Origin of the sequence: secondary endosymbiont of Heteropsylla cubana (assembly GCF_000287355.1) — a bacterium.
In the GTDB taxonomy this organism is placed as follows: domain Bacteria; phylum Pseudomonadota; class Gammaproteobacteria; order Enterobacterales; family Enterobacteriaceae.
Genome location: NC_018420.1, coordinates 267,987 through 293,310, shown reverse-complemented (window position 1 = coordinate 293,310; position 25,324 = coordinate 267,987). Strand labels below are relative to the sequence as shown.

Below are 25,324 nucleotides of genomic sequence, written 5' to 3'. Positions count from 1 at the left end.
TGTAGGATATAGTAGTAAAAATTGTGTAATATTTTTGTATAAAAAACTAGAAGCCTATTTCGTAGATATGAATAAAAATATTCGGTGTTCGTATCAAACTGTAGAAAACATACATTTTAATAATTAAACTTTAATTAAAATTCATATGAGTTTTTATGAAATTTTAAAAATCGTATTTTACGAAGTAAATTTGCTGTTTTTTTGAATCTGCTAATATTTTTTTTACTTTTTTGTAACTCTCGTTTTGTTTGTATTACTTAACTGATTGTAAACTATCATAACTTAGAAGATCAATATGTCTATTTAGAGGACATTTTATCCATGATTTAGCAAGAAAAATATGTCGAGACAAAGTATAATTCATTTGTCAACTATAGTGATTACATTGATTTATCGACATTATTTTATAATTTATATTATTTTAATGTATGTGTTTTAAAAAGATTTTTATATTTTTGTACTTTTTATCATATTTTTTCTTTCTCATAATATTTAATAAAGGTTAAAGCATTAATAATGCGATCTATACAGCGAGACTTACCTATAGCATGTGCAGTAAGATGCATCGGAGGAGAGTGAGTAACTCCAGTAATTGCAACACGTAGTGGCATACATATCTTACCAATGTCTATGTTTAATTTTTTAGACGTTTCCTGAATTGTCACATGCACCATATTTGGCGTCCACTCGGTCAATAATTTTAGCTTCATTAATATTACTTCTAGTATTACGGCTGATAGAGGACATAAATATTTCTTAGCTATATGGATATCAACTTCATGAAATTCTTCGTAGAAGTATCTGCAAGTAGCCGCTATTTCTTTAAGAGTTTTGCAGCGAGGTCCTAGTAATTTGATAAGGTCTGGCAACTTTGGTCCGGAACGTATATCAATCCCTTGCTGTTCAATGTGCCAAGCTAAATAAGTTGCAACGTAGCCTGCTTCTAGTGTGTTAATATAATAATTATTTAACCATAGTAGTTTTTCACTATTAAAAGTACTAGAAGATTTACTAATTGACTCAAGAGTAAATAGTGTCTTCATTTCCTCAATAGTGAAAATTTCTTTGTTGCCATAGCTCCACCCTAAACGCACCAAATAGTTTAAGAGTGCTTCTGGTAAAAAACCGTCATCACGGTATTGCATAACTCCTACCGCTCCATTGCGTTTAGACAGTTTGTGCTCGTTTTCATCAAGTATCATTGATACGTGTGCATAGGAAGGGACTGGAGCTCCGAGCGCTTTAAAAATGCTAACTTGGCGCGGGGTGTTATTGATGTGGTCTTCTCCGCGGATAACGTGGGTTATTGCCATATCAAAATCATCAACTACTACACAAAAGTTGTAAGTTGGTGAACCGTCGCTGCGACGAATAATGAGATCATCGAGTTCTTCGTTATCAAATTCTATGGATCCTCGGACAAGATCATTGAAAATAACTTTTCCGTGTTGTGGGTTTCGAAAACGTACGACACAAGGGTTCTTTTTATCCTCGATATGATGTTTGTATCGTTTGTAGCATCGACCATCATAGCGTGGTTTTTCCCCTTTGGCTATTTGTTCGGAACGCAATTCATATAGTCGTTCTTTAGAACAAAAACAATAATAGGCAGTTCCTGTTAAAAGCATATCATGAATAACCATATTATAGCGTTTAAAACGTTTGCTTTGAAAATAAGGTCCTTCATCTATATCAAGTTTAAGCCAATTCATACTTTCTATAATAGAATCAATTGCTTGTTGTGTTGATCGCTTAAAATCAGTGTCTTCTATACGTAAAATAAATTCTCCACCTAATTTTCGGGCGAATAGCCATGCATAGAGTGCGGTTCTTGCACCCCCGAGATGTAAATAACCGGTGGGACTGGGCGCAAAACGAGTTTTGATTTTCATCATCCATATTGCCTTTATTAATGGAGGAGTAAATAGCTGAAAATTTTTGTAAAAATTAAGAAGAAATGTTAAAACATTTTATTAGTAGGAGCTAGGGTTTAATCCTATATAGAACTTATGATAACAAATAGTAATTGGCTTTTTGAATGAATTTTCGAATATTTTTATTAGGAGATTTTTTTTAAAAGTGTTGAAAATATTTTTTTAAATTGTTTATTTTATCATATATATTTGCATGTATAAACTTAGACAACATTACTAACTTGATCTATCAAAAAAAAACTTTTAAGTAAAATATTTTTTTATACTTAATATTAATTAAAGTATAGTTTTTTTGTTATTTGTATTTTATACATGTAATGTTTTTTATAGTTAAGTTACATTTAATAATTAATCTGAACAACTAATATATAAAAATATTTTACATGATTTTTTATTGTATCCTTCTAACTCTCTCAATTTGAGATATGCAACGTTAGCGAATCTTTATTAGATTTGCAAGTAAACTTATTCTATGAAAATGATGAGAATATTTCTATTCTCACTATTATAATTATATGATAGAGGGATCTTGAAGTAACATAATTCTATATATCCAGTTATCTTTAGTCATATGCATCTTAAATGCGATATTTCTACTTATTATTAATTATGATGATAATACTTAATTAAATATGCTAATGTTTATAAATGTTTTTTTTATTTATTTTTTTTGACTTAATTGCAACATTTTTAATTGTATTAATCAGTTGTTTTTTTTAGGTTTGTGAATTTTCTACTTTTGTTTTCTATAAAAAAATAAAGCATATTATAAATTTATGAACTCTTTCGTGTGATGAACATTAAAATTTTAAAAAAAGCGATTTAAATTATAAAACAAGGAAATTATATGTACATCTTAAATCGAGAGCATTTCATAACAACTTTATTCGATTAAGAATAAGGAAAGTATGATTTCAATCAATTTTTTACTAAAATAATTATTAATATAATATTTTTTTAGTAAAATTTACTATTTTTTAAGTAAAATTTTATGAGAATTACTTGTTTTGATTTTTTTTATTATTAACAGTTATTAATTTTAATAATATTATTCTATAATAGAATTATAAAAGTTGTTTCCATGTGTATCTTATAAAATATTTTTAATATAGTTTTAAAAAAAAATAAAAAGCATAGATAAATTTTGTGTTAATTAAATATATTTAGATCTCACCTATCTAGGTGAGAAAACCGTTTATTTGGTTTTATTAAGTTTTTAAGAATACGCTTCTTAAGCGGGAGTTTGTGAGGCGACTAGTTATAAAAATATCTATATTTTTTTATTTTTAGATCAGCAAGTCAACTGAAACATTGATTACTATGAAATAATTAATTGCGATAAATTTATATTTATTTGTCTTTGCGTTAGAAAATAAAAATTTTAAGCAATAAGAATAACATAAAAATACAATCTTTGTATTATGCCTAGAGTATAAAATAATAAGATTAAATTATTAATACTATTACTAAATGGTATGTAATATCAAAAAAAAGATTAAACTTTCACAACATATAGTATAATAAAATTATCATATAATTCAAGTGATAATGTTGCACCAATTATTTTTTAAATATTTGAATTTAGTATTATAAATTAATACAATACTTATACAGATCAACTATACTAATTCGTTCGATAAGGTATGCTTACGAATAGTTCGTATATTAATGTTAAAAATATAATAAATTCTTGTAAGATAAAAAATATAGAATACGCATATCTAAAAACAACTAAAAAAAAGAAATATTTAATAGATTCGATACACATAATCAAAATTTTTTATATTTTACTGTCTACTGTATATTTTTTATAGAAAATATTTAAGTTTATTTGATTAGTAAAACGGAACTATCGTAGCTATCATCGGAATAGCACATACTGCTTATATAATAGTAGTGAGAATGACCATGCTCTAAAATATTTCTTTCATAAGAGTTTTTCACGCTAGTTAATAGTAAAAATAAAACAGTTGTTAAAAAAATAACCAGTCTAATGTAAGAAAAATCTAATTCTTAAACCTGCATTTTGTTCAAAATTCCGTATTCTAATCAAGATATCTCAAATAATAGTTTTTTAACGACCTTTTGCTTTTTTGAGAATATAGTTCCATTTGATATACTTTTATTCAGATAATTCTAAACATTATTTTTATAAAAACAGAATATTATTCCGATACTTTCTTTATATTCCAGTCTACATAGTAAATTACCAACATGAAGAATATACGAAATTTCTCTATTATTGCTCATATTGATCACGGAAAATCCACGCTATCTGATTGCTTAATTAGAATCTGCAAAGGTTTAAGAGAGTCTGAAATTGCATCTCAAGTTCTTGATTCTATGGATCTAGAGCGTGAACGCGGCATTACCATCAAAGCTCGAAGCGTAACCTTATTCTACAAGTCTGATGATGGTAAAATTTATCAACTAAACTTTATCGATACACCAGGGCATGTAGATTTCTCTTACGAAGTTTCCCGCTCTCTTGCTGCATGCGAGGGTGCCTTATTAGTCATTGATTCTGCACAAGGGGTGGAAGCCCAGACTTTAGCAAATTGCTACACTGCATTGGATATGGGTTTAGAAGTTGTCCCTGTGCTCAACAAAATTGATCTTCCTACAGCTAACCCTGATCGAGTGTCTAAAGAAATTGAAGAGATTATTGGTATTAAGGCAAGCGATGCAGTGCGATGTTCAGCAAAAACTGGAATAGGTATACCAAATTTACTCGAACGGATTTTACATGATATTCCTCCGCCAAATGGAGACGTGATAGCCCCGTTACAAGCGCTTATTATTGATTCCTGGTTCGATAATTACTTAGGTGTTGTTTCATTAATTCGAGTAAAAAATGGTATTTTAAGAAAAGGAGAAAAAGTTAAAGTTATGAGCACTGGTCAACACTATGATGCGGGTCAGTTAGGTATTTTTACTCCTAAACGTATTGAGCGTGAAGTTCTGCATTGTGGTGAAGTTGGATGGCTTGTTTGTGGTATTAAAGATATCCACGGTGCGCCAGTAGGGGATACTTTAACCTTGTCACGAGATCCAGCTCATAAAGCATTAGCTGGTTTTAAAAAAATCCAACAACAAGTGTATGCTGGTTTATTTCCGGTAAGTGCAGATGACTATGAGGCATTTCGAGATGCTCTCGGTAAGCTTAGCCTTAATGATGCTTCTTTTGTTTATGAGGCAGAAAGTTCAAGTGCACTTGGTTTTGGGTTTCGATGTGGTTTTCTTGGTCTTCTCCATATGGAAATAATTCAGGAGCGTCTTAAGCGAGAATATGCTCTCGACCTTATTATTACTATCCCAACGGTGATTTATGAAATTTTGACAACAAATAACATGAAGTTATATATAGATAATCCTTCAAAGCTACCAGTCTTGAATTCTATTTATGAATTTCACGAACCTATCGCAGAATGTAATATATTGTTACCTAAGATTTATTTGGGAAACATAATCACCCTATGTATTGAAAAGAGGGGTATTCAGACAAACATGATATATCATGGAGATTATGTAGCCTTGACATATGAAATCCCGATGGCAGAAGTAGTAGTCGATTTTTTTGATCGATTACAATCTATTTCGAGTGGGTATGCATCATTGGATTATAGATTCAAACGTTTTCAAAATGCCAATATGGTGAGAGTGGATATTTTGATTAATGGAAAACAAGTTGATGCGTTATCGCTAATCTCTCATAGAGATAAAGCGGTTATCCGTGGAAAAGAATTTGTTGACAAGCTCCAAGGAATAATTCCTCGACAGCAGTTTGATATTACTATCCAAGCAGCTATTGGTAAGCATATTATTTCTCGCTCGACTATTAAACAACTACGCAAAAATGTTCTAGCAAAATGTTATGGTGGAGATGTAAGTCGCAAGAAAAAACTTATAAAGAAACAAAAAGAAGGAAAAAAACGTATGAAAAAAATTGGTGATATAAATCTTCCAAAAGAAGCATTTTTGATAATGCTGAATGCAGGTAATAATAAAAAATAAGTTTTAGGAGCTGACATGGCTAATATATTTACTTTAATGTTAGCAATTGCGACATTTAGTAGCGGCATTCTTTGGTGTTTATTTAAAGTTAAAGAAAAGTTGATTAATCCATTCCTAAACCAAAAAGTCGCGATGAGGCAAAAACAATATGTCATAAATGAAATTTCGAAGAATAATAACACACTTTATATGGATCGTAATCTAATGCGGCTTCAGAGTTGTGCTTCAATCTTTCCTGTATTATGCATAATTTTTTTAGTCCGTTCATTTATTTTAGAACCATTTCAAATTCCTTCATCTTCAATGAAGCCAACATTATTAGTTGGTGATTTTATTTTAGTAAAAAAATTTGCCTATGGTGTGAAAAATCCTATCACGCAAACAACTTTAATGAAAACTAGTTATCCTAAACGCGGTGATTTAGTTTTGTTTAAATACCCCCTCAACCCCAAGTTAGATTATATTAAACGTGTCGTAGGATTGCCAGGTGATCATATTATTTATGATTATGTTAATAAGCATTTAATAATATATCCTTATACTGATAATAGTGTAATGAAATTAAAAAAATCACTAAAAATTACTTATAATGAACTTCATTTTGATAATTTTGATAAAAGTTTAGATTTAAATAATATTCAAAAAAAGAGAACTGATTGCCTGCAGGTTTTTCTTGACAATGAAACAAACATTCCCTCATTAGATCAGACAAAGAATAAAGAATCTTTAGGTGATGTAATCCATGAAATTTTAACCGTAAAAGGAAAACAAGATAATATAAAAAGTTATTATCAACAGCCTGGTTATTGCTTGGGAGAATGGGTAGTTCCCGAGAAATCATATTTTATGATGGGGGACAATCGAGATTGTAGTGCTGATAGTCGTTTTTGGGGATTTGTTCCCGAGAAAAATTTGGTAGGAAAAGCAACAATGATTTGGATGAGTCTGGATAAAGAAGAAGGAGAATGGCCTATAGGAGTTCGTCTCAATCGCATTGGAGCTGTTCATTAATCAGTTTTTCAAACATTATATTGTTTGGTTAATTATAGAATAGTTTCTATATAAAAATGATTTCTTCTTCTTGAAGAAGAGTACAAAACTTCTTTAAAAATTTATGTATTGCGGTTTTTTAAAGATATTTTTATTTATCAGTAAGTTATTGGTAACGCATGAATTCTATTTCAATAAATACGCTTCAAAAAAATCTAGGTTATTTTTTTCAACATCAAGAATTATTATTCCAAGCTTTAACGCATCGTAGTGCTAGCAGCAAACATAATGAGCGACTAGAATTTTTAGGTGACTCTATACTCAGTTATGTTATCGCAAATGATTTGTATCAACGTTTTCCTCGAGTCGATGAAGGAGATATGAGCCGAATGCGAGCAACGCTCGTCCGTGGTTATACTCTTGCAGAATTAGCACGTGAGTTTAATGTGGGCGATTATTTACGACTTGGGCTTGGAGAATTAAAAAGCGGTGGTTTTCGTCGTGAATCTATTTTAGCTAATACAGTAGAAGCATTGATTGGTAGTATATTTTTGGATAGTAATATACAAACTGTCGAAAAGTTGATTCTTGAATGGTATTGTTTCCGATTGGATAAAATTAGTCCTGGTAATAAACAAAAAGATCCGAAAACTCGACTGCAGGAATATTTGCAAGGATGTCATGCACCTTTACCAACCTATCATGTTGTTGAAGTAGAAGGTGAAGCTCACAAGCAAAATTTTACTATACATTGTCAGGTGGTAAGTCTTCCTTATCCCGTAATCGGTAATGGATCAAGTCGTCGTAAGGCCGAGCAAGCCGCAGCAGAACAAACTCTTAAGTTGCTGGAGATCACATGAGTGAAAAACATAAGACTTATTGTGGTTATGTTTCTATAGTAGGTCGTACAAATGTTGGAAAATCGACTCTACTAAATAAGTTGGTCAAGAAAAAGATATCGATTACTTCGCGAAAACCATTTACTACGCGTGAGTTAGTCATAGGTATTCAAACAGAAGGTATATATCAAATTGTTTATGTAGATACACCAGGATTGTATGTTGAAAAAATACAGACAATTAATAAATTAATCGATAAGTGCACTAGTAGCAATGCAACTTATAATGTAGAATTAGTAATTTTTGTAGTAGATTGTATAAATTGGACATCAGAAGATGAAATGGTTTTAAAAGCACTAAATCAGATTCACCGTCCAGTTATCTTAGCGATTAACAAAATAGATAATTTAGAAAAAAAAGAGTCTTTGTTACCATATATATCTTTTCTTAGTCAAAAAATGTCGTTCTATGGTATATTGCCTATATCAGCCAAAAACGATATGTATATTGATGCTGTAGGAAAGATTGTACGCAAAACTTTGCCGGAATCCATACATTATTTTCCAGCAGGTTATGTAACTAACCGTTCTAAAAAATTCTTAGTTTCGGAAACCATACGTGAAAAACTTATGCGTTTACTTGGCGATGAGCTTCCTTATTCCATTACGGTAGAGGTATCAGATGTTACTAGCAATAATTGCGGCGATTATAAAATTCACGGATTGGTCTGGGTGGCGCACAATAGGCAAAAAAAAATAATTATTGGCAATAAAGGAAAAAAAATTAAAAGAATTGGCATTGAAGCTCGAAAAGACATAGAAATTATTTTTAATAAGCGCGTGCATCTTAAATTATGGATAAAAGTTAAACCAGTTATCTTATCTGATAAGAATAACTACAATAATTTTAAACATATTAATAAGTTGTATGTAAGCACAGAAGACTATTTAAAAAATAACTTATTAACAAACGAAAACGTTTCATATTCTTGAGGATATGAAACGTTATTCAGTCCCAGTTTCCATTTATTCTTTTATGAAAAAGTTTAATTAAAAATCTTTTATTATAAGTTTTAGTCAATTTTGGGTTTAAAAAAATAGAAATATATTTTCATGATATTTCTTTTCAGTGAAGTGTAGTTTTACTGACTAATTTTTTTATTTTCAGTAAACCTTTAAGAGTTAGTCTTATTGTAAAACAGAGATGTTAATTATAAGTAATTTTATTAAAAGTATTAATTTATTATATAAATGTTGTTTTTTTATTATTTAAATCTTCTAAAGTGTTTATTCGTTATTTTACACTAAATATCTTAATAGGAATTCAAATTAAATTATATCGATTAAATATGAAGATAGTTTTATATTTTCTACTCTCAAGAGTTTTTTTATTCATTATGCTTTTAAAGCATACCCTTTTGTGTTGAGAGTATGTTTTAAATTTGAATTTAAGATCGTGTGAACTTTTAACAGAAATGATTCGATCAGATAAATTTTATTAGATAAAAAATATCGTTAAATTTAACTGTTAATATCATAAAATTTTGATTTTTATCAGATGTTGATAACTAATTAAGATCTTTATATTAAAATTTTACATAAAAAGTTTTAGTTTAATAGTCATTAAGACTTATTGATTATGGTTTTAATGTTTTTATGATGTTTTATAGGCTTATCAGAAATAACTTAACGTCTTACTTTAAGAGTAGTATTACTTTTTAAGGTTTATAGAAACTTGTAAAGGTCTATTTTAGCTATAAGTAAATACTATTATTTTAACATGAAATATTTTATTTGTCGAGATAATAATTATCATTATTTCTGACTAGAAGGAATAAGTGTATTAAATTTTTGAGATTAGACCTTAATCAGTTAAGAGACGTGATTTTAATTTTCTTAAATTTAGTGGTATAATAAATTGATATTAACATGTGCTTTAAATTAGAAATTGATATTTTATTAAGCTTTTAAAGCAAAGTTATTACTTAATATTTTTTGGTTGCGGCCATTAAGGCCGCCATACTTATTAATAAAATTGATATACTATCAAAATATAAATCTATTTCTTCTTAGGCAGGTTATTTAATAAAGTATTACACTTCGACGGTTTTTAGCATAAGAAGATTCTTCATGTCCTATTGCAAGTTGTTTGTCTTTACCGTAAGAAATAATAGTCATTCTATCTTCGGATATACCTTGAGTTTGTAGGTACATTTTCACGGCATTAGCACGGCGTTCACCCAGAGCGATATTATATTCTGGGGTGCCTCGTTCATCTGTATGACCTTCAATGGTTATTGTACAATTTGGTTTCGTTCGAAGAAAGTCAGCATGCATGTCAAGAATATGAGTATCTTCAGGTCGAATATCATATTTATTAAATTCGAAATAAACGATGTTATTTTTCTGAACATCTTGTTTTTGAAGAAAAGCATCTTGATCGGAAATACTGGTAATAGCATTTTCTTCTCTATTTATATTGCTTTCTATTTCTAATTTATCTTCATTGTTTACATTTTTATAAGAACTACATGCAGCAATAGCCATGACAGGTAGTACCATTATTATTTTTTTTAGAACTTTTTTTAATTGCATATCATATTCCTTTTATTTTTTGTTATATCTATATTATAGATAAGGTCAACAGACAGGGAATTTAGCTTGCCCACCACATTTTTATCAAAAGATGAGTTTTAAAACTACCATTAGTACAGAAACAACATGTAATACGGAATGTGATTCTTGTGATGAAATGGTGTAGATTACTAATGTATCGTTTAGAGTAACGCTAATTATTTCATACAGGAATGTGTTAGTTAATATCTAGATTGATCGTGTGTGTAGATTTAGTTTACTTTTGTGTAATTTGTAATAAGTTCTGCTAACTATAACTAGAAACATACTGTCTGCACTGATTTTTTTTTGCATCTTGATTGTGGTATCAACCTCAAAAAAAGATATTGTATCTATTGTTGTATTTGTAAAGATGCATGTTGCAAACTTATGAGCATTTTTCTTGCTCGGGAGTATAAACCAGTTTCAGGCTATCGAAAAAAAAATCAAGTCGGCTCCGTATTATTGTTGCGTTCTTCGGTTAATTGATTAATCTTCCGTAAGGAAATATCTCCATTATATACAAATGAAGACTTCCTGTCTTCGATAAAGAAAAAGCTAGTTTTTTTTATTAGAAGACCAAGTTGGTGCAATCGTTAATTCAGACAAACGATATATGAAAATTGGATTGTAATCATCGTAATCTAAAACATGTAATTCATAAAAGGATGCTCCTGTGTTTTTTTTACAATGTAAGTTGTATGGGTGTAAATAGTTCCTCTGTTGTTGATATTAAATAGGTTTTTCAAAATTTTCATTATTTCTGGCATAAATAGCATAACGTCGCCATTTTTCTTTAAAGTTAAAATTAATTTTGGATTTAAGACAGTTTCTTGATTACTATGTAGTTTTTTTCAAGAAAAACGAATTCGATTTCAACAACATAACAAATATGCAACATCAGTGCTGAACGAGTGTTTAGATCGTGTATGTGACGTGTAGGTCACATCACTAGCAATAATATAAAGTAGCGTCTTTAGAAAAACTTTTCTAGTCTAGCCCAATTAAATGGTACGATATCTATGAATCTTTCTTTATCTGATTTTTTAGTAATTTTAACACTTATGTTTTTCATGTCGTATAGAATTCCATAAAATAAAGGATATTAATCCTATTCTCAATATCTAAGTTATTTCTTTTCCTCAACACTGATTTTATGGATATAGGCATTATTGTAGTATAATAAAATTTATAAGTTAAATAATACTAGATTATTTAATTTGGATAAAAATTCAAGTTTGATTTTTGAAAAAAACCTTATATAGTCTAGATCGTTTAAGTATTTGTGTTGTGATTTTCTTTAACTATACTGAAGATATTGTTGTTTCACATAACATTCTTTCGTTAGAGATGAAATTAATTAATGCCAGAATACGATTAAAGAACAATATAACTTAACGCGCTTTCAGGCTTTTCTATGATCACTATTATCATCATAGAGCTTTACTGTCTATTTTGAAAATCTGTTTTTTATGAATACTAATTTGTAAGATTAATGAGATTGCTAAATTCAATCTTCTGTTTTCCCAAAAAAAAATAGCATGAAAGAGAGTGTCAATGATGTTGAATCATATTATTATAATTTTTTGTATAGATTAATAAATTCTTGTTTTTTTAAATAGATTCTTGTTATCAGTATAAGATTTTTTTAATAGATTCATTTGCATGTTGATTATACTTTTTTGTTTTTTTTAAGATGATGAAGCGATTTCGTTATTTGTTTTAGGGTTAGTTTTTTTTGTTTTTTTTATTAAGGAAGAAGCAGTTGTTTATTACCACTTTTTTATTATCTCTTTTAAAGATAAATTAGTTTCAACTCATTCATAGTTACTTTTTTTTATGATGATAAAATATTCTATAACGTTTTTTTGTTCAGAATTAATTTTCTTGGATTTCAAAAGGAGTCGTTGCTTAACATATCATTAATGATTGTTATAAGCGCTTTCATTGTTGATTAATAATTTTAATTCTACTAATCGATTGATTTTAAATAATTTTTGTGTTGATTCTTTAAGTCGGTTTTAAAATGTTTTATGTAAATTTTATAAGTAGCACTGTAGATTTATATAATAATTCAAAGAAGTTAAAGATAAACTCTCAAAGAGAGCATATTACTATGAAGCTCGTAAAGTTTTACAGGAACTTACTATAAAATTGATTATCAATAAGATTTCATTGGATTTAAGTATACTTTATGAAAAAGCTTTTAGATAGAAGCGTTTAATAAAATTAGCATATTTCGTCTTAATATAATAATTTTAGTATATTAATTATGTCATCATAGATGATGCAACCCTATTCTTGTTTATAGAAAAATTATTTTTTTTCGAAGAAACTTCATTGGATATTTTATATTGTTTGTAACAAAGAGATTACATTCATCAATTTTATTAGTTTTTGTAACAACATAAGAATGTTGTCATTAAAAATAATTTTTGTATTTTTATTTTAGTCAAGTACGAGGATATTATTTTGAATTATAATAACATGTCTTTCCATTATAACATTAATCCGAAAGTATTGAAATTAAAATGTATATATTTAAAACAAACAAGATGGATATATGGTTTTAGTATTTTTTTTGATTGAGAAGATGTTGTGATTATTATTTGTTTATATTGATTTTGCATATTTTCTATAAAAAAGTTTAATAGAATAATTGATGTCATCCATTAGTGTTGAAACAGACATAAATATACAGATTAGTATGATTAGTGAAGTAATTGCGGTTGTTTTTTTTCTCGAGACTAACATTTTTTTTAAAATCAGTTTTTTATTTGAAACATCTTGCTAAAGTGAACAATAAATTTTATCGAATGGTGTTAATGGTGTTATTAAACCTTAATATGGCTCTGAATTTTTTCACGTACTCAATGTATTAAAATAAGTGTCTATTGTAGGAAAAAAGTAATACGTATCTTAATGATAAGGGTAGAACAATGTAAACTTAAACACATAAAAATCTTTTACATCTAATTGCTTTTTTTCAAAAAAAAAGAGTAAAGAGCATCTATTAAATAGTTCTTTCTGTTATCTGATCAAAATTAGAATATACTAATTTTTAATTAAAAATTTTATTAATCAGTGATTAAAAATTTTGCTAGATAGTTTTTTTTAAAATAAAAAAATGTTTATTTTGTCACTATTTTGAGGGTTTAATCAGGAAAAAGAAATAAAATTAATTTTAGATTTCTTCTAAAAAAAATATTTTTTTTTAAAAAGATAAATAACCTTTCTTTTAATACAATCAAACATTCTCTATTTTTATAGAAAATATTTTTTTACATAAAAATTTTTTTATGTACTCACATATGTATAATAGTCGAAATTGAGACAAGAAAAGACTCATAATTATTTATTTATATGCTTGATAAGCATATGTGTAGGAATATTAATAAAATAATTTTATAAGAGTATTGTATCTAATTTTAAATATTTACAGTATATAGAGATATTTTAAAACAAACTGTATAAATTAATCGAATGAAAAAATATCTTTTTCTGAAAGATTTCATTGTGTGTTATTATTGTTAATATTTATTTCCAAGTAACACTGACTCTAGAGTGACAAGAATCATGTCGTTAAAAGTGCTTTGACGATCATCATGACTTAAAGATTCCCCTCTGCGAATGTGATCTGACACAGTACAGATTGCCAAGACACGAGCACCAAATTCCGCTGCAACTCCATAGAGCCCTGCTGCTTCCATATCTACGCCAAGAATTCCATATTTCTCTAAAAGATCAAATATTTCAGGATGTGGTGCATAAAAAAGATCAGCAGAAAAAATGTTTCCAACATGTACTGGAATATTTAAGGCTTTAGCAGAATTAACTGCATTACGTAGTAAGTTAAAATCTGCAATGGCAGCTAAATCATTATCTTTAAAGCGAATACGGTTAACTTTAGAATCAGTACTTGCACCCATTCCGATAACAATATCGCGCATACGAATATCCTGTCGAATAGCTCCGCAAGAACCAACGCGAATAATCTGTGTGACTCCAAAATCAGTAATTAGTTCTTTTGCATAAATTGAACAAGATGGGATTCCCATTCCGTGTCCCATAACCGAGATTGGAAAGTTTTTATACTTCCCTGTATAGGCTAACATGCCGCGAACTCGATTTACTTCTCTTGCTTCAGAAAGAAAGGTATTAGCAATATATTGTGCTCTCAATGGATCTCCAGGCATTAGCACTACTTCTGCAAAATCACCTTTCTCAGCGTTGATATGCGGTGTTGACATAATTTAATATTCCTTGTGTAGTGAATAATTTACTACTATATCTTTAATGCAGAATGTGATCAATTAAACCTAATATTTATATTATTTACGAGCACGAATTATTGATTGAGTATTAAAAAATCGCTGTTCCGTATTCCATTGGAGAGAGGGAAAAGTAACGTGATACTGTTTGCCCAATATCAGCAAAGGTGCTACGATGACCGTAAAAACCTGGAAGAATTTTATCTCCATAAATCAAAATTGGAACGTGTTCACGAGTATGATCAGTTCCTTTCCATGTAGGATCACATCCATGATCGGCTGTGAGGATCATAATATCATTCCCTGTTAGTTGAGACATTAATTCCGGCAAACGACGATCAAAAAGTTCTAATGCATTCGCGTATCCGGAAACATCTCGTCGATGACCATAATCAGAATCAAAGTTAATAAAATTAGTAAATATAAGGGTGTTCTGTCCTGCAGAGTTTATTTCTTCAATTGTTGCATCAAATAAGGCGTCTAATCCGCTAGCTTTAACTTTCTTGCTAATAGCAACTTTATCATAAATATCGCTAGTTTTACCGATAGAAACGACTGTTCCACCTTTTTCTTCAACCAACTTTTGCAAAACTGTTACTGATGGAAGTGATATGATCAAGTCGCGTCGGTTGCCAGTTCGAATAAAATTTCCTTGTTTCTCCCCAATAAAAGGTCTAGCAATAACGCGTCCGATATTGTACCCTCCCTCGATTAATATTTCACGTGCAATCTGACATAATGAATACAGTCGTTTAAGTAAAAATGTTTCTTCGTGACACGCTATTTGAAAGACCGAGTCTGCTGATGTATAAAAAATTGGTTTTCCAGTGCGCATATGTTCCTCTCCCAGTCTATCGAGTATTAAAGATCCTGAAGCGTGGCAATTTCCCAAAAAACCTGGAAGGTTAGCGTGAGATATTAATGCACTTAAAAGCTCTGGTGGAAAAGTATTTTTTTGCGATGGAAAATAATCCCAGTCGAATAGTACTGGAACACCCGCAATTTCCCAATGCCCTGATAGCGTATCTTTTCCAAAAGAAATTGTACTAGCATACGCATAAGCGCCAATAATTTTTGCTTGTATATCTAGCCCGGGGGGGAATCGTCCGCTAGATTGTTCCGCGGCTTTCCCCAAACCAAGACGAGTTAGATTAGGAAGATTCAATTCTCCTTCTCGTTCTTGAATGGCAGCGCTCTGATGACAGAATTCAGCAATATGCCCTAACGTATTTGCTCCTTCATCCCCAAACCGATTAGCGTCTTTTGACGCTCCGATACCAAAAGAATCTAGCACTATGATAAATGCACGTTGCATTTTTTTCTCCAGTTTGAGATAGCATATCTGTCTCTGCGTAATATCAGACGAATAACTGTTTTAAATTGTAGAGTAGGATATGGCTTGCATAGAAGAAAGAGTAGATAAAAACATACGCTTTCTTTAACTTACGGCATGAAGATACTTAGGTCAAAACTTATTTTTTTTTAAGAGTTAATTATCTATTTTTATTTACATAAACAATTATCAGATTGTTTTATCCAGATATTGTATATTAAAGTATTAAATATTTTTTCTCATTGTCTCTTGCAGGTTGTAAATCTTTAAATTTTAAACTTATCTCAACAGCAATTGAATTGCTATTTATTATACCTAATATTAACTATGACAAATGATTAATTTATTAACTATACTAGGAACAACGGAAATTGTTGTGGAATGATTATATTAAGTCTTGATATTAGGTTGTATTTCATCTACAAATAAACATTTGTAATTGAAAAAATGTTAAAACTTGTCATTGTATAAATAAATTAATTTATACAATTAGTTTTTTAGTGGTATAACATCTAAATTTGTTAAATTATAAATTTAGATAGAAAAGTATTAAAAATTTTTATAGCTGCAATGCTTGATGTTAGTGAGTCGATTGATAGAATTTATTTTTTTAGGCAGATCTATCTAACTTTAAGGAAATTAAAACTTATATTAGTGGTTATAAAAATAAGGTATCACAGCATACGATCCAACTAAAAATATTGTATAGTTTATATAATATTAAATAAGCTAGAAAACATTTTAATAATTCTTTTAATGTCGATGCGAGCATTAATTTGATATGCTTTGTGACTCCCAGGATAATACTATATTAATTTACTCGATAAATATTTTTTTGGACGGTTTTAATAACTTATTAACGTGTGTACTATACCTAATATAGTAAGCTTGGATGTTGAAAATTATGTAGGCGAGTACTGTCTAGATATAAGTTATTCAGGTTATATAATTGATCATATGTATATTTGATCATATTAAGAAATGAATGGGATGAAATCTGTATATAGTTCTTTTAGACTTTTAACATCTTTTTATTAAAATTACCGGTATTATTTTTTGCACTCTCTCAATTGAGATATTAGATTTTTAACTTTAAATATTTAAGATTTATTTTTATTTCAACCAAAAAGCCTAACAGGTTTATAAGTATTAATGTTTAGTTTTTTTTATAAGTATTATTTTATATCTTAAGGTAAGAAAATGTAACAAATATTTTAAAAATAAAGTACATAACAAAATTGTTATATAATATATCGGTACTTTGTCTTTTTATTCTAATGCTGCTTGAACAAAATGAGATATTTCTCATCCAAAATACTTGAGGGTAAAGAATGGATATTGAGTTAATTAGAATATACGGATAATTGATTTTTTCTATTCTTTATTAAATATGTTGATATGTTGTCAATGTTTACTTAATATAACTATATTATTAATTAAATAATTTAGAAAAAACTATTCATATTATTTATTGTAAATCTTAAGAGATTAAGTAGTGTGGCGTTATACAGATGTATATCCGCAGGTAATCTAGAAGTATATTCTTGTCATAAAATTTTTTATTACATCATAAATAAAACGTTTTTCCTGATTCTATTCATGGATAGAATATAACCTTTTTTATTATATTTATTAAATATTTTTATTTTGTTCTTTATACTTGTTCTGTTTTTTTTAGTAAGGATAGAATAGATAGTAATCTAGATCTTTTGTTTGTGTTAAAATAAAATCAATATAAATAGTTATACTGTTTGTTAATACATTAATGGGCGTATTAAGTCATCTTCATTTATAGTTAGAGATGCTTAATAAGATTGGTTTATATATCGTTACAATAAACTAATGCGATGAAGATATATTGTGGGTTTAACAATTTTTAACGCTTTTCGTTAGTTATAAATTTAGTAATAATAACACATATAACATTTTAAACTTAAATGGCAAGATATTCCTCAGACTAAAATTAAAAGTCTCTGCAAACTATGTTTTTTTAATCCTAGTCTTAATTAAGAAGATTTTATTATTTAATATCAAATTATACTTAATATTAAAATTCCATTTGTAGGCTTTTATAGTTTTTAAATGTTAGTTATGATTTTTTATTTTTATAGAGACAAAAAAAACAGTTTTTAGAAAAAAAGATGACAGATAAAATATTTTTTTTAATATAAAGTTAGCGTGATTTTCGAGCTTTTAAGACTTTAAATTGAAAATAAAAATTTAAAAAAATAATACTTTATGTTTTTTTATTAAAATCTTTAAATCAAATTGTATCATAATTATGATGTAATAACAGTGAAATGAGAATAAATTATCTCATTTTAACAGAAATAAAGTTATATAAGAACATAAATAATTCGATTTTCGTTATTCATTTGATCATGATGAGTTTGTTATTAAGTTTAATTTGTAAGAAAATTAGTTATTACGTCAATCCATCTTTATTGTGAGATTGAATAAGAGATAAAGAAAATAGTAATAGCAGGTTAAACAATTTTTTTTACTAGTGATTATAATAAACTAATTAGTCAATTTCAGCAAAAAAGTGGTTAGGTTTTTTAGAAAAAAAAGGAACTTATTTTTATAGATCTACTATAATGTTTTTAGCTAAATAAATTATATAAATGAGATTACTGTGCTAGATAAGATAAAGGTAACTTTACAATATTACTTATTTCCTAAGCTTTGGTTGACAGAGTTAGCTGGTTGGATTGCTAAGTGCCAGGGTGGTTTTTTTACTAGAGCAATCATTACGTTATTTATACGTTGGTATAGAATAAATATGCAAGAAGTGCAGGAACAAAAACTTGTCAACTATAAAACGTTTAATGATTTTTTTGTTCGTACGCTACGACATGAGGCTCGTTCTATTAATGCTGATCCATCGACACTAGTATGTCCGGCTGATGGTATCATTTCTCAATATGGTATGATTGAAGATGGGAGGATATTTCAGGCAAAAGGACACCAATATACTTTAGAAGCGCTTATGGCGTGTAATCAACCTATGCTTAATAAATTTCAAAATGGTAGTTTTGTTATCACTTATATTTCTCCCAGTGATTATCATCGTGTCCATATGCCTTGTAATGCACTATTACGTGAAATGTTATACGTGCCGGGTACACTATTTTCGCTGAATCCCCTCATGTCAGCAAATGTTCCTAATTTGTTTGCACGAAATGAAAGACTTATTTGTTTCTTTGATACCGAATTTAGTTTCATGGTACAGATCTTAATTGGGGCAACGATTGTTGGAAGTATTGAAACAGTATGGGGAGGGACCATTACTCCACCTCGCCAGGGAATTCTCAAGCACTGGAATTATCCTCAGGCAGGTGAACGGGGTGCGATCATACTATTAAAAGGGGAGGAAATGGGACGATTTAAACTTGGTTCTACTGTAATTAATTTGTTTGAAGGTAAGAGTGTAATATTAGAGAAAAATTTGCATCTTAACTGCGTTAGTCGTGTTGGTCAGCCTTTAGCTCGTGGCATCAAAAAAAACAATATCCCCCTGATGTGAGCGTTTTCCGGTGAATTTTAGAGTTTTCATTTTGCGTCTAATTATAATTTGCTTTCTTCTATTTCTGGTGTCTCCACTACTTTTTGCTAGCACTCTACCTAATGAGGAACAGATTAAACAAGAACTTCAGTATATACAGGAAAATAAAAATATACAAAGTCAAGAAGCAATCATTAAAATATTACAATCAGTGTTAAAGATTATTGATAAAGGAAAAGAATCCATCGTTAAAATAAGTGAATATCATAAAGCTATTGATGATTTTCCGGCGCTTACTCAACAGCTGCGAGATGAAAAAGATATTGAATTAGAAAAACCTATTCTATTTGGTAATAAATTGAATAGTAATGAATTAAATCAGCAACTGTTAAGAACAAATAGCCAGCTTATGGATGTATCTGCTCAATTAAAAAAACAAAAAGATTTAGTGCGATCTATTAGTAATTCACTAAGCTTATTACCCCAAAAACAAACTGATGCACGAAGGTCTCTCAACCATGTTGAGAAACATCTTCAGTTGCTTGGAACGAGTATGCCAAGTTCACTGTTAGAACAGGTTCAATCTACGGCATTACAAGCAGAAGAAGTAGCGTGTCGTCTGAAAGTTGAGGAATTAGATTTAGCTCAGTTAAGCGCAAATAACCGACAAGAGCTATCCCGTCTACGTGCTGAAGTACTAAAAATAAAGCATAATCGTGTCGATAAAGAGCAACAATTGCTCCGCCACCGCTTGAATGTTTTACACAAGCAAGAAGCTGAGCAGGCAATTGAGCAGACGGAGATATTTGTAGAGCAAATCGGAAAATTACCTAAGTCAATTGCTATTCAGTTACACAGTAATCGAGCATTATCAGCCGAGTTGAGTCAACAGGCCGAACGAATGGATATTATTACTGTGCAGCAGCGAAAAGCTGCTTCACAAAGTTTACAAGTATATCAAACACTTACAACGTTATTAGAACAGGCAAAATGGTTAGATGCATCACCAGCACTAGGAGAAGCTTTGCGTGCTCAAGTATCTAGATTACCAGAAATGCCAAAACCACAGCAACTCGATAGCGATATGGCTCAACTTCGTGTTCAACGCTTATATTTTGAAGAATTAATGAATAAGCTACCGAAGCTACGTAAAGTAACTCAGAACAATGTCTTAACTATGACACCACTTCAAAATCGGATTCTTGAAGAACAGATTACTACTCAACGAAAGCTTCTGAATGCACTCTTAACCGGATGTAATATGCAAATTCTTGAGTTAACTAAGCTAAAAGTGGCTAATAGTCAATTAGAGGATGCGATGAGAGAAATTCAAACAGCAGCTCATCGTTATCTTTTTTGGGTGGCAGATATTAGTCCTATTACACTTTCTTATCCATTGGATGTTGGAGTTGATCTGAGAAAAATGGTGACACAGGATACTTTTAATCAGTTGACTCAGGCATTTGGGATGATGCTGACTAGTCGTCAAACGTTAATTCCGATTTTCGGAGCATTTTTTTTAATCAGTTTTAGTCTTAGTTCACGGCGACATTATTATACTTTTTTAAGTAGATCCGGCTTCCGGGTTGGGAAAGTTAATCAAGATCATTTTTCTTTAACTCTTTACAATGTTTTTTGGTCAGTATTAGTTGCTTTACCACTTCCTATTCTTTGGGCTGTTTTAGGGTATGGATTGTGTCATGCCTGGCCATATCCAGTAGCTGTTGCTATCGGAGAAGGTGTCAGCGCGACAATGCCTATTTTGTGGATATTTATTATCTGTGCTCACTTTGCTTCTCCTCAGGGGTTATTTATTGTTCATTTTGGATGGTCTAAGCCGCAAGTTAAGCATGCTTTCCGTTATTATACTTTATCCGTAGGAATGATTGTGCCATTGATTATGGCTCTTGTTTCTTTTAATCATTATAGTGAAAAAGACTTTTCAGGCACTCTAAGCCGATTATGTTTTTTATTACTGTGTGCATGTTTAGCGTTGGTTACTAGTAGCCTAAAGCGTGCTGGTCTACCATTATATTTAGATAAGCATGGAATAGGGGAGAATCTTATAAATCGTTCATTGTGGAATCTAATGATATTTGCTCCTATCCTTGCTGCTGTTGCGGCGTGTTTAGGTCACTTAGCTACGGCTCAAGCTTTATTAGCTAGACTAGAAACATCGTTATTAATTTGGTTTTTATTATTAATAATTTATCATGTTATTCGTAGATGGATGTTTATTCAGCGACGGCGTATTGCTTTTGAGAGAGCCAAACAGCGACGCGCTGAAATACTAGCTCAGCGTGCACGTAATGAAGAAGGTTTATCGCAATCACAATTAAATGAAGTGGCCGCTGAAGTAGATGAAAAGGTCTTAGACCTTGATACAATCAGTGCACAATCTTTACATTTAGTCCGATCAATTTTAACGTTAATCGCGCTTTTATCTGTAATTTTATTATGGTCAGAACTACATTCTGCATTTGCATTTTTAGAAAACATTACCTTGTGGGATGTAACGTCAACTAATCAGGGAATCGATAGTATTCAACCAATTACTTTAGGTGCAGTATTTATCGCTGTCCTTGTTTTTATTATTACTACTCAGATGGTGCGAAATCTACCGGCATTGCTGGAATTAGCATTACTACAGCATTTAGATTTAACTCCTGGAACTGGTTATGCGATAACCACCCTCACTAAATATGGATTGATGCTTTTAGGATGGTTAATTGGTTTTTCCATGATTGGAATAGAGTGGTCAAAACTACAATGGTTGGTAGCAGCTTTAGGCGTTGGATTAGGGTTTGGTTTACAGGAGATTTTTGCTAATTTTATTTCAGGTTTGATCATTCTTTTTGAAAAACCAATTCGTATTGGAGATACAGTTACAATTCGTAATCTAACGGGTAATATTACCAAGATTAATACCCGCGCTACAACGATCACTGATTGGGATCGAAAAGAAATCATTGTTCCTAATAAAGCTTTTATTACGGAACAGTTTGTTAATTGGTCGTTATCAGATACTGTCACACGAGTAGTCTTAAGTGTACCCGCGCCTGTAGGCGCTAATATTAAAGAGGTAACTGAGATATTGGTGCAGGCAGCACGTCGTTGTCCCCTCGTTCTGGAATTACCTTCACCTGAAGCTTTTTTGGTTGATTTGCAACAAGGTTTACCGTTATTTGAGCTGCGTATGCATGCAGCAGAAATGGGGCATCGTATGCCGTTGCGACATCAAGTTCATGCATTAATTTTAGAAGGTTACCATACTCATGGTATGGTATTACCTTTTCCACCCTTTCAATTTCGAAATGATCAAATGCAAAATAATCACACATTTGGACAATGTATTAAAGAAAGATCTAGTTTTATTTGATTTTTTATTTTTTCTTCAATACAATCGATTTTTATTGCATATCTATAAAGTAGTTGTCTTTTTTTTTGAAACATGATTCATGAGTTACTCTATTGTATTAAATAGATTGATGATTAGTAATTTTAAATTATAGTATATTTAATGTTTTTGCTTTTCTTATTTTTATAATCAATGGTTATTTAATAATTATTGTGTAAAGTTAGTGTTTTTTTAAAAAATCTTGCATTAAATGTATTTTTTTATAAATTATTTAATATGAATGAAGTTTGATTTTTATATATTATTAACTTTAATTATCAATTTATGTTTCTATGATGACATCTAATCATATAGAATATTAATGTAAGTTGTTAAAAAAAATAAAATTTTTTATGAAAATTTTTCATAAAAATTTGAGTTAAACATAATATATAGTTCGATAAGTTTGATTTCAAGATAAAGAATATGAGTATTTTAATGAATAATGATTTATTTAAAATGTTCACGCAACGTAGTAATATTTTCTTCTTGTTCGACTGTTTATACATGCTTTATAGATTTTGTTTACTTAAATCATACTACGATTTAAACTTTTTATTTTAATATTAGTCTTTTCAATAATTTTTTCTTGCTTTATAAAAAATATAATAGATAAGCTAAATTATTATATGTATATAATTAATAAGTTTATACAACTTAGAGAATTTAATTTTATCTATCAATGTTGATAATAATATTTAAAGAATGATTAATGATCAAGCAATAAAATATCTAGCATTTATTGTAAAGATACATTTAATTTTTTATTTAAAAAAATATAATTTAATTATTGATGATATCAAAAGACACTTTGATAAAAATACTAAAATATAAAAAAAATTATTAGAGACTTAATTTGTAGTAATAGGGAAGAAATCTAGATTGTTTCTTTTTTTTCTTTTTAGTTGTGCGTGTAGTTGTTGTACATATTGAATTTATTATAAATAGACAAGAATATAGTTTTTATCGAAGTATTTAGAATTTTTGATAGAACGTGTATTTTTTTAAAACATCATTTAAAAAAAATAATAACTTAAATGATTTTAATCAATAATTTTACTTTCAACCATGTATTTCTAGTTTCTTGATTATTAGCTTTTTTAATTATTATAAATTTTTCTAATATATCTTTCCAATATTATATATTTCATATATCAAATCTTAAGAATAACTCTAGATAAGTGGAAGATATATGAAATGGTTATTATAGAATTTAAAGTTCTTCTAATGAATTAAAACCATAATAGATCAGTGTGGGGATTAGGTCTAGCACATCTGGTGTAATTGTAAGACAATAAGCTTTATTGACTCTTCTACTTTGTAGATTAGAGGTTTCATAATCTATGTTATGGGCTGCTAGCCAGCATGCGCGGCGGGCAATAGCTGATCCAGAATCAACTAAAATAGTTCCTTTCTTTAATACCATTTGAAGTTCCATCTTGAGAAGTGGAAAATGAGTACAGCCAAGTACGATGGTATCAGGTGGTTTTTTTGCAGATATCCAAGGGTTTAAAATATTACGTAGAGCTGATAGTGGAACTAATTTACCATGTAATTTAGCTTCTGTGATTTTGACTAATTCAGCTGTTCCTAATTGTAAAATTTGACAATGGCTGGCATATTTTTTTATTAAGTTATGGGTATAATTGCTTTTTATTGTGGCGTTAGTTGCTAATAATCCTATATGGCCGTTATGTGTAAGCTGCACTGCTGTTTTGATTGCTGGCACTACGCCTATAATTGGGCAGGAAAAAGTTTTTCGTAAGATTGATAATGCAATGGTGCTGGCTGTATTACACGCAAGAATGACTAAGTCAATTTTATGGTGTGTCCAAATTTTATTGATAATCCATAGGACTCTTTTTACAATAAATGCTTCTGGCTTTTCTCCATAAGGGAAAGCTATGTTATCAAATAGATAAATGTAACAGGCTCTAGGTAATCTCTTTTTCACTTCATTGTATATGGACAACCCTCCTACACCAGAGTCAGCAATAAGAATCGTAGGATTTATTTTTTCTTTGTGATTAGACAGCATCATAGTTAGTTGATTGTATTTTAATCTGCTTATCTATTCATGATTTTATGTTTTTTCTATCATATTTAAAATCTTGATTAAAATTATCAGAGTAGAATTTATTCGTGTTTATTGTAAGTTATAAAAAATAATTTTTAATATTGTATTTTTGGATTAATAAAAAAATCATTTTAATAATTCTCTTGAGGATTTTCCATTTGTTTGACGCAATGATTTTATTGAATGTTCTATTTGTCACTTTACTCTCGAATAGAGTGCGATGAATTGGAACTTCAATCTTCAGAAAATTTTATTATAAAAAATTTAATAAGAATATTAAACTAATAACTAATTATTTTAATATTAAATTTTATAGTTGCTAACTAGTATGAAATTGTTCATATTGTATTGA

General features: G+C 29.4%; 11 protein-coding genes. 6 read left to right on the top strand and 5 right to left on the bottom strand.

Annotation, left to right across the window (positions count from 1 at the left end):
• Window positions 1–467: 467 nt before the first annotated feature.
• On the bottom strand, window positions 468–1,892 hold the full coding sequence (gltX, locus tag A35E_RS00720) for a glutamate--tRNA ligase (RefSeq protein WP_044105183.1): 1,425 nt from the start codon (window positions 1,890–1,892) through the stop codon (window positions 468–470).
• Window positions 1,893–4,148: 2,256 nt separating this feature from the next.
• Here gltX and lepA point away from each other — a divergent pair.
• The 4 genes from lepA (at window position 4,149) to era (ending at window position 8,769) form a co-directional block, all read left to right on the top strand.
• Entirely contained in the window at window positions 4,149–5,948 is a 1,800-nt protein-coding gene (gene lepA, locus A35E_RS00715) for a translation elongation factor 4 (protein WP_014888760.1), read from the top strand.
• Between the two features lie 15 nt (window positions 5,949–5,963).
• The gene (gene lepB, locus A35E_RS00710) at window positions 5,964–6,959 is read left to right on the top strand and encodes a signal peptidase I (RefSeq protein ID WP_014888759.1); all 996 of its coding nucleotides are present in this window, start codon (window positions 5,964–5,966) and stop codon (window positions 6,957–6,959) included.
• A gap of 158 nt (window positions 6,960–7,117) precedes the next feature.
• Window positions 7,118–7,798: a ribonuclease III gene (gene rnc / locus A35E_RS00705; protein ID WP_014888758.1), complete on the top strand. Its 681-nt coding sequence runs from the start codon at window positions 7,118–7,120 to the stop codon at window positions 7,796–7,798.
• Window positions 7,795–8,769 carry a GTPase Era gene (gene era / locus A35E_RS00700; protein WP_014888757.1) on the top strand — a complete coding sequence of 325 codons (975 nt, stop codon included), beginning with the start codon at window positions 7,795–7,797 and terminating at the stop codon, window positions 8,767–8,769. The genes rnc and era overlap by 4 nt, the downstream gene beginning before the upstream one ends.
• Window positions 8,770–9,858: 1,089 nt before the next feature.
• Here era and pal read toward each other — a convergent pair.
• The 3 genes from pal to A35E_RS00685 form a co-directional block, all read right to left on the bottom strand.
• A complete protein-coding gene (gene pal / locus A35E_RS00695; RefSeq protein WP_014888756.1) occupies window positions 9,859–10,371 on the bottom strand; it encodes a peptidoglycan-associated lipoprotein Pal in 513 nt (170 codons plus the stop codon).
• 3,548 nt (window positions 10,372–13,919) lie between these two features.
• Entirely contained in the window at window positions 13,920–14,639 is a 720-nt protein-coding gene (deoD, locus tag A35E_RS00690; protein WP_014888755.1) for a purine-nucleoside phosphorylase, read from the bottom strand.
• A 112-nt stretch (window positions 14,640–14,751) separates the two neighbouring features.
• Complete coding sequence (locus tag A35E_RS00685) at window positions 14,752–15,975, bottom strand: phosphopentomutase (protein ID WP_014888754.1); 1,224 nt, start codon at window positions 15,973–15,975, stop codon at window positions 14,752–14,754.
• A gap of 2,653 nt (window positions 15,976–18,628) precedes the next feature.
• Here A35E_RS00685 and asd point away from each other — a divergent pair.
• Window positions 18,629–19,519, top strand: a complete 891-nt coding sequence (gene asd / locus A35E_RS00680) for an archaetidylserine decarboxylase (protein WP_014888753.1) — start codon at window positions 18,629–18,631, stop codon at window positions 19,517–19,519.
• Window positions 19,520–19,550: 31 nt separating this feature from the next.
• Window positions 19,551–22,877, top strand: a complete 3,327-nt coding sequence (mscM, locus tag A35E_RS00675; protein ID WP_044105078.1) for a miniconductance mechanosensitive channel MscM — start codon at window positions 19,551–19,553, stop codon at window positions 22,875–22,877.
• A gap of 1,231 nt (window positions 22,878–24,108) precedes the next feature.
• Here mscM and murI read toward each other — a convergent pair.
• Window positions 24,109–24,966 (bottom strand): glutamate racemase, encoded by an 858-nt coding sequence (gene murI, locus A35E_RS00670; protein WP_407635088.1) that lies wholly within the window; start codon window positions 24,964–24,966, stop codon window positions 24,109–24,111.
• Window positions 24,967–25,324 lie beyond the last annotated feature (358 nt).

What these genes read in the sequence shown, in the direction of transcription:
- gltX (WP_044105183.1), bottom strand. Translation starts at nt 1,892, where the DNA reads ATGAAAATCAAAACTCGTTTTGCGCCCAGTCCCACCGGTTATTTACAT.
- lepA (WP_014888760.1), top strand. Translation starts at nt 4,149, where the DNA reads ATGAAGAATATACGAAATTTCTCTATTATTGCTCATATTGATCACGGA.
- lepB (WP_014888759.1), top strand. Translation starts at nt 5,964, where the DNA reads ATGGCTAATATATTTACTTTAATGTTAGCAATTGCGACATTTAGTAGC.
- rnc (WP_014888758.1), top strand. Translation starts at nt 7,118, where the DNA reads ATGAATTCTATTTCAATAAATACGCTTCAAAAAAATCTAGGTTATTTT.
- era (WP_014888757.1), top strand. Translation starts at nt 7,795, where the DNA reads ATGAGTGAAAAACATAAGACTTATTGTGGTTATGTTTCTATAGTAGGT.
- pal (WP_014888756.1), bottom strand. Translation starts at nt 10,371, where the DNA reads ATGCAATTAAAAAAAGTTCTAAAAAAAATAATAATGGTACTACCTGTC.
- deoD (WP_014888755.1), bottom strand. Translation starts at nt 14,639, where the DNA reads ATGTCAACACCGCATATCAACGCTGAGAAAGGTGATTTTGCAGAAGTA.
- A35E_RS00685 (WP_014888754.1), bottom strand. Translation starts at nt 15,975, where the DNA reads ATGCAACGTGCATTTATCATAGTGCTAGATTCTTTTGGTATCGGAGCG.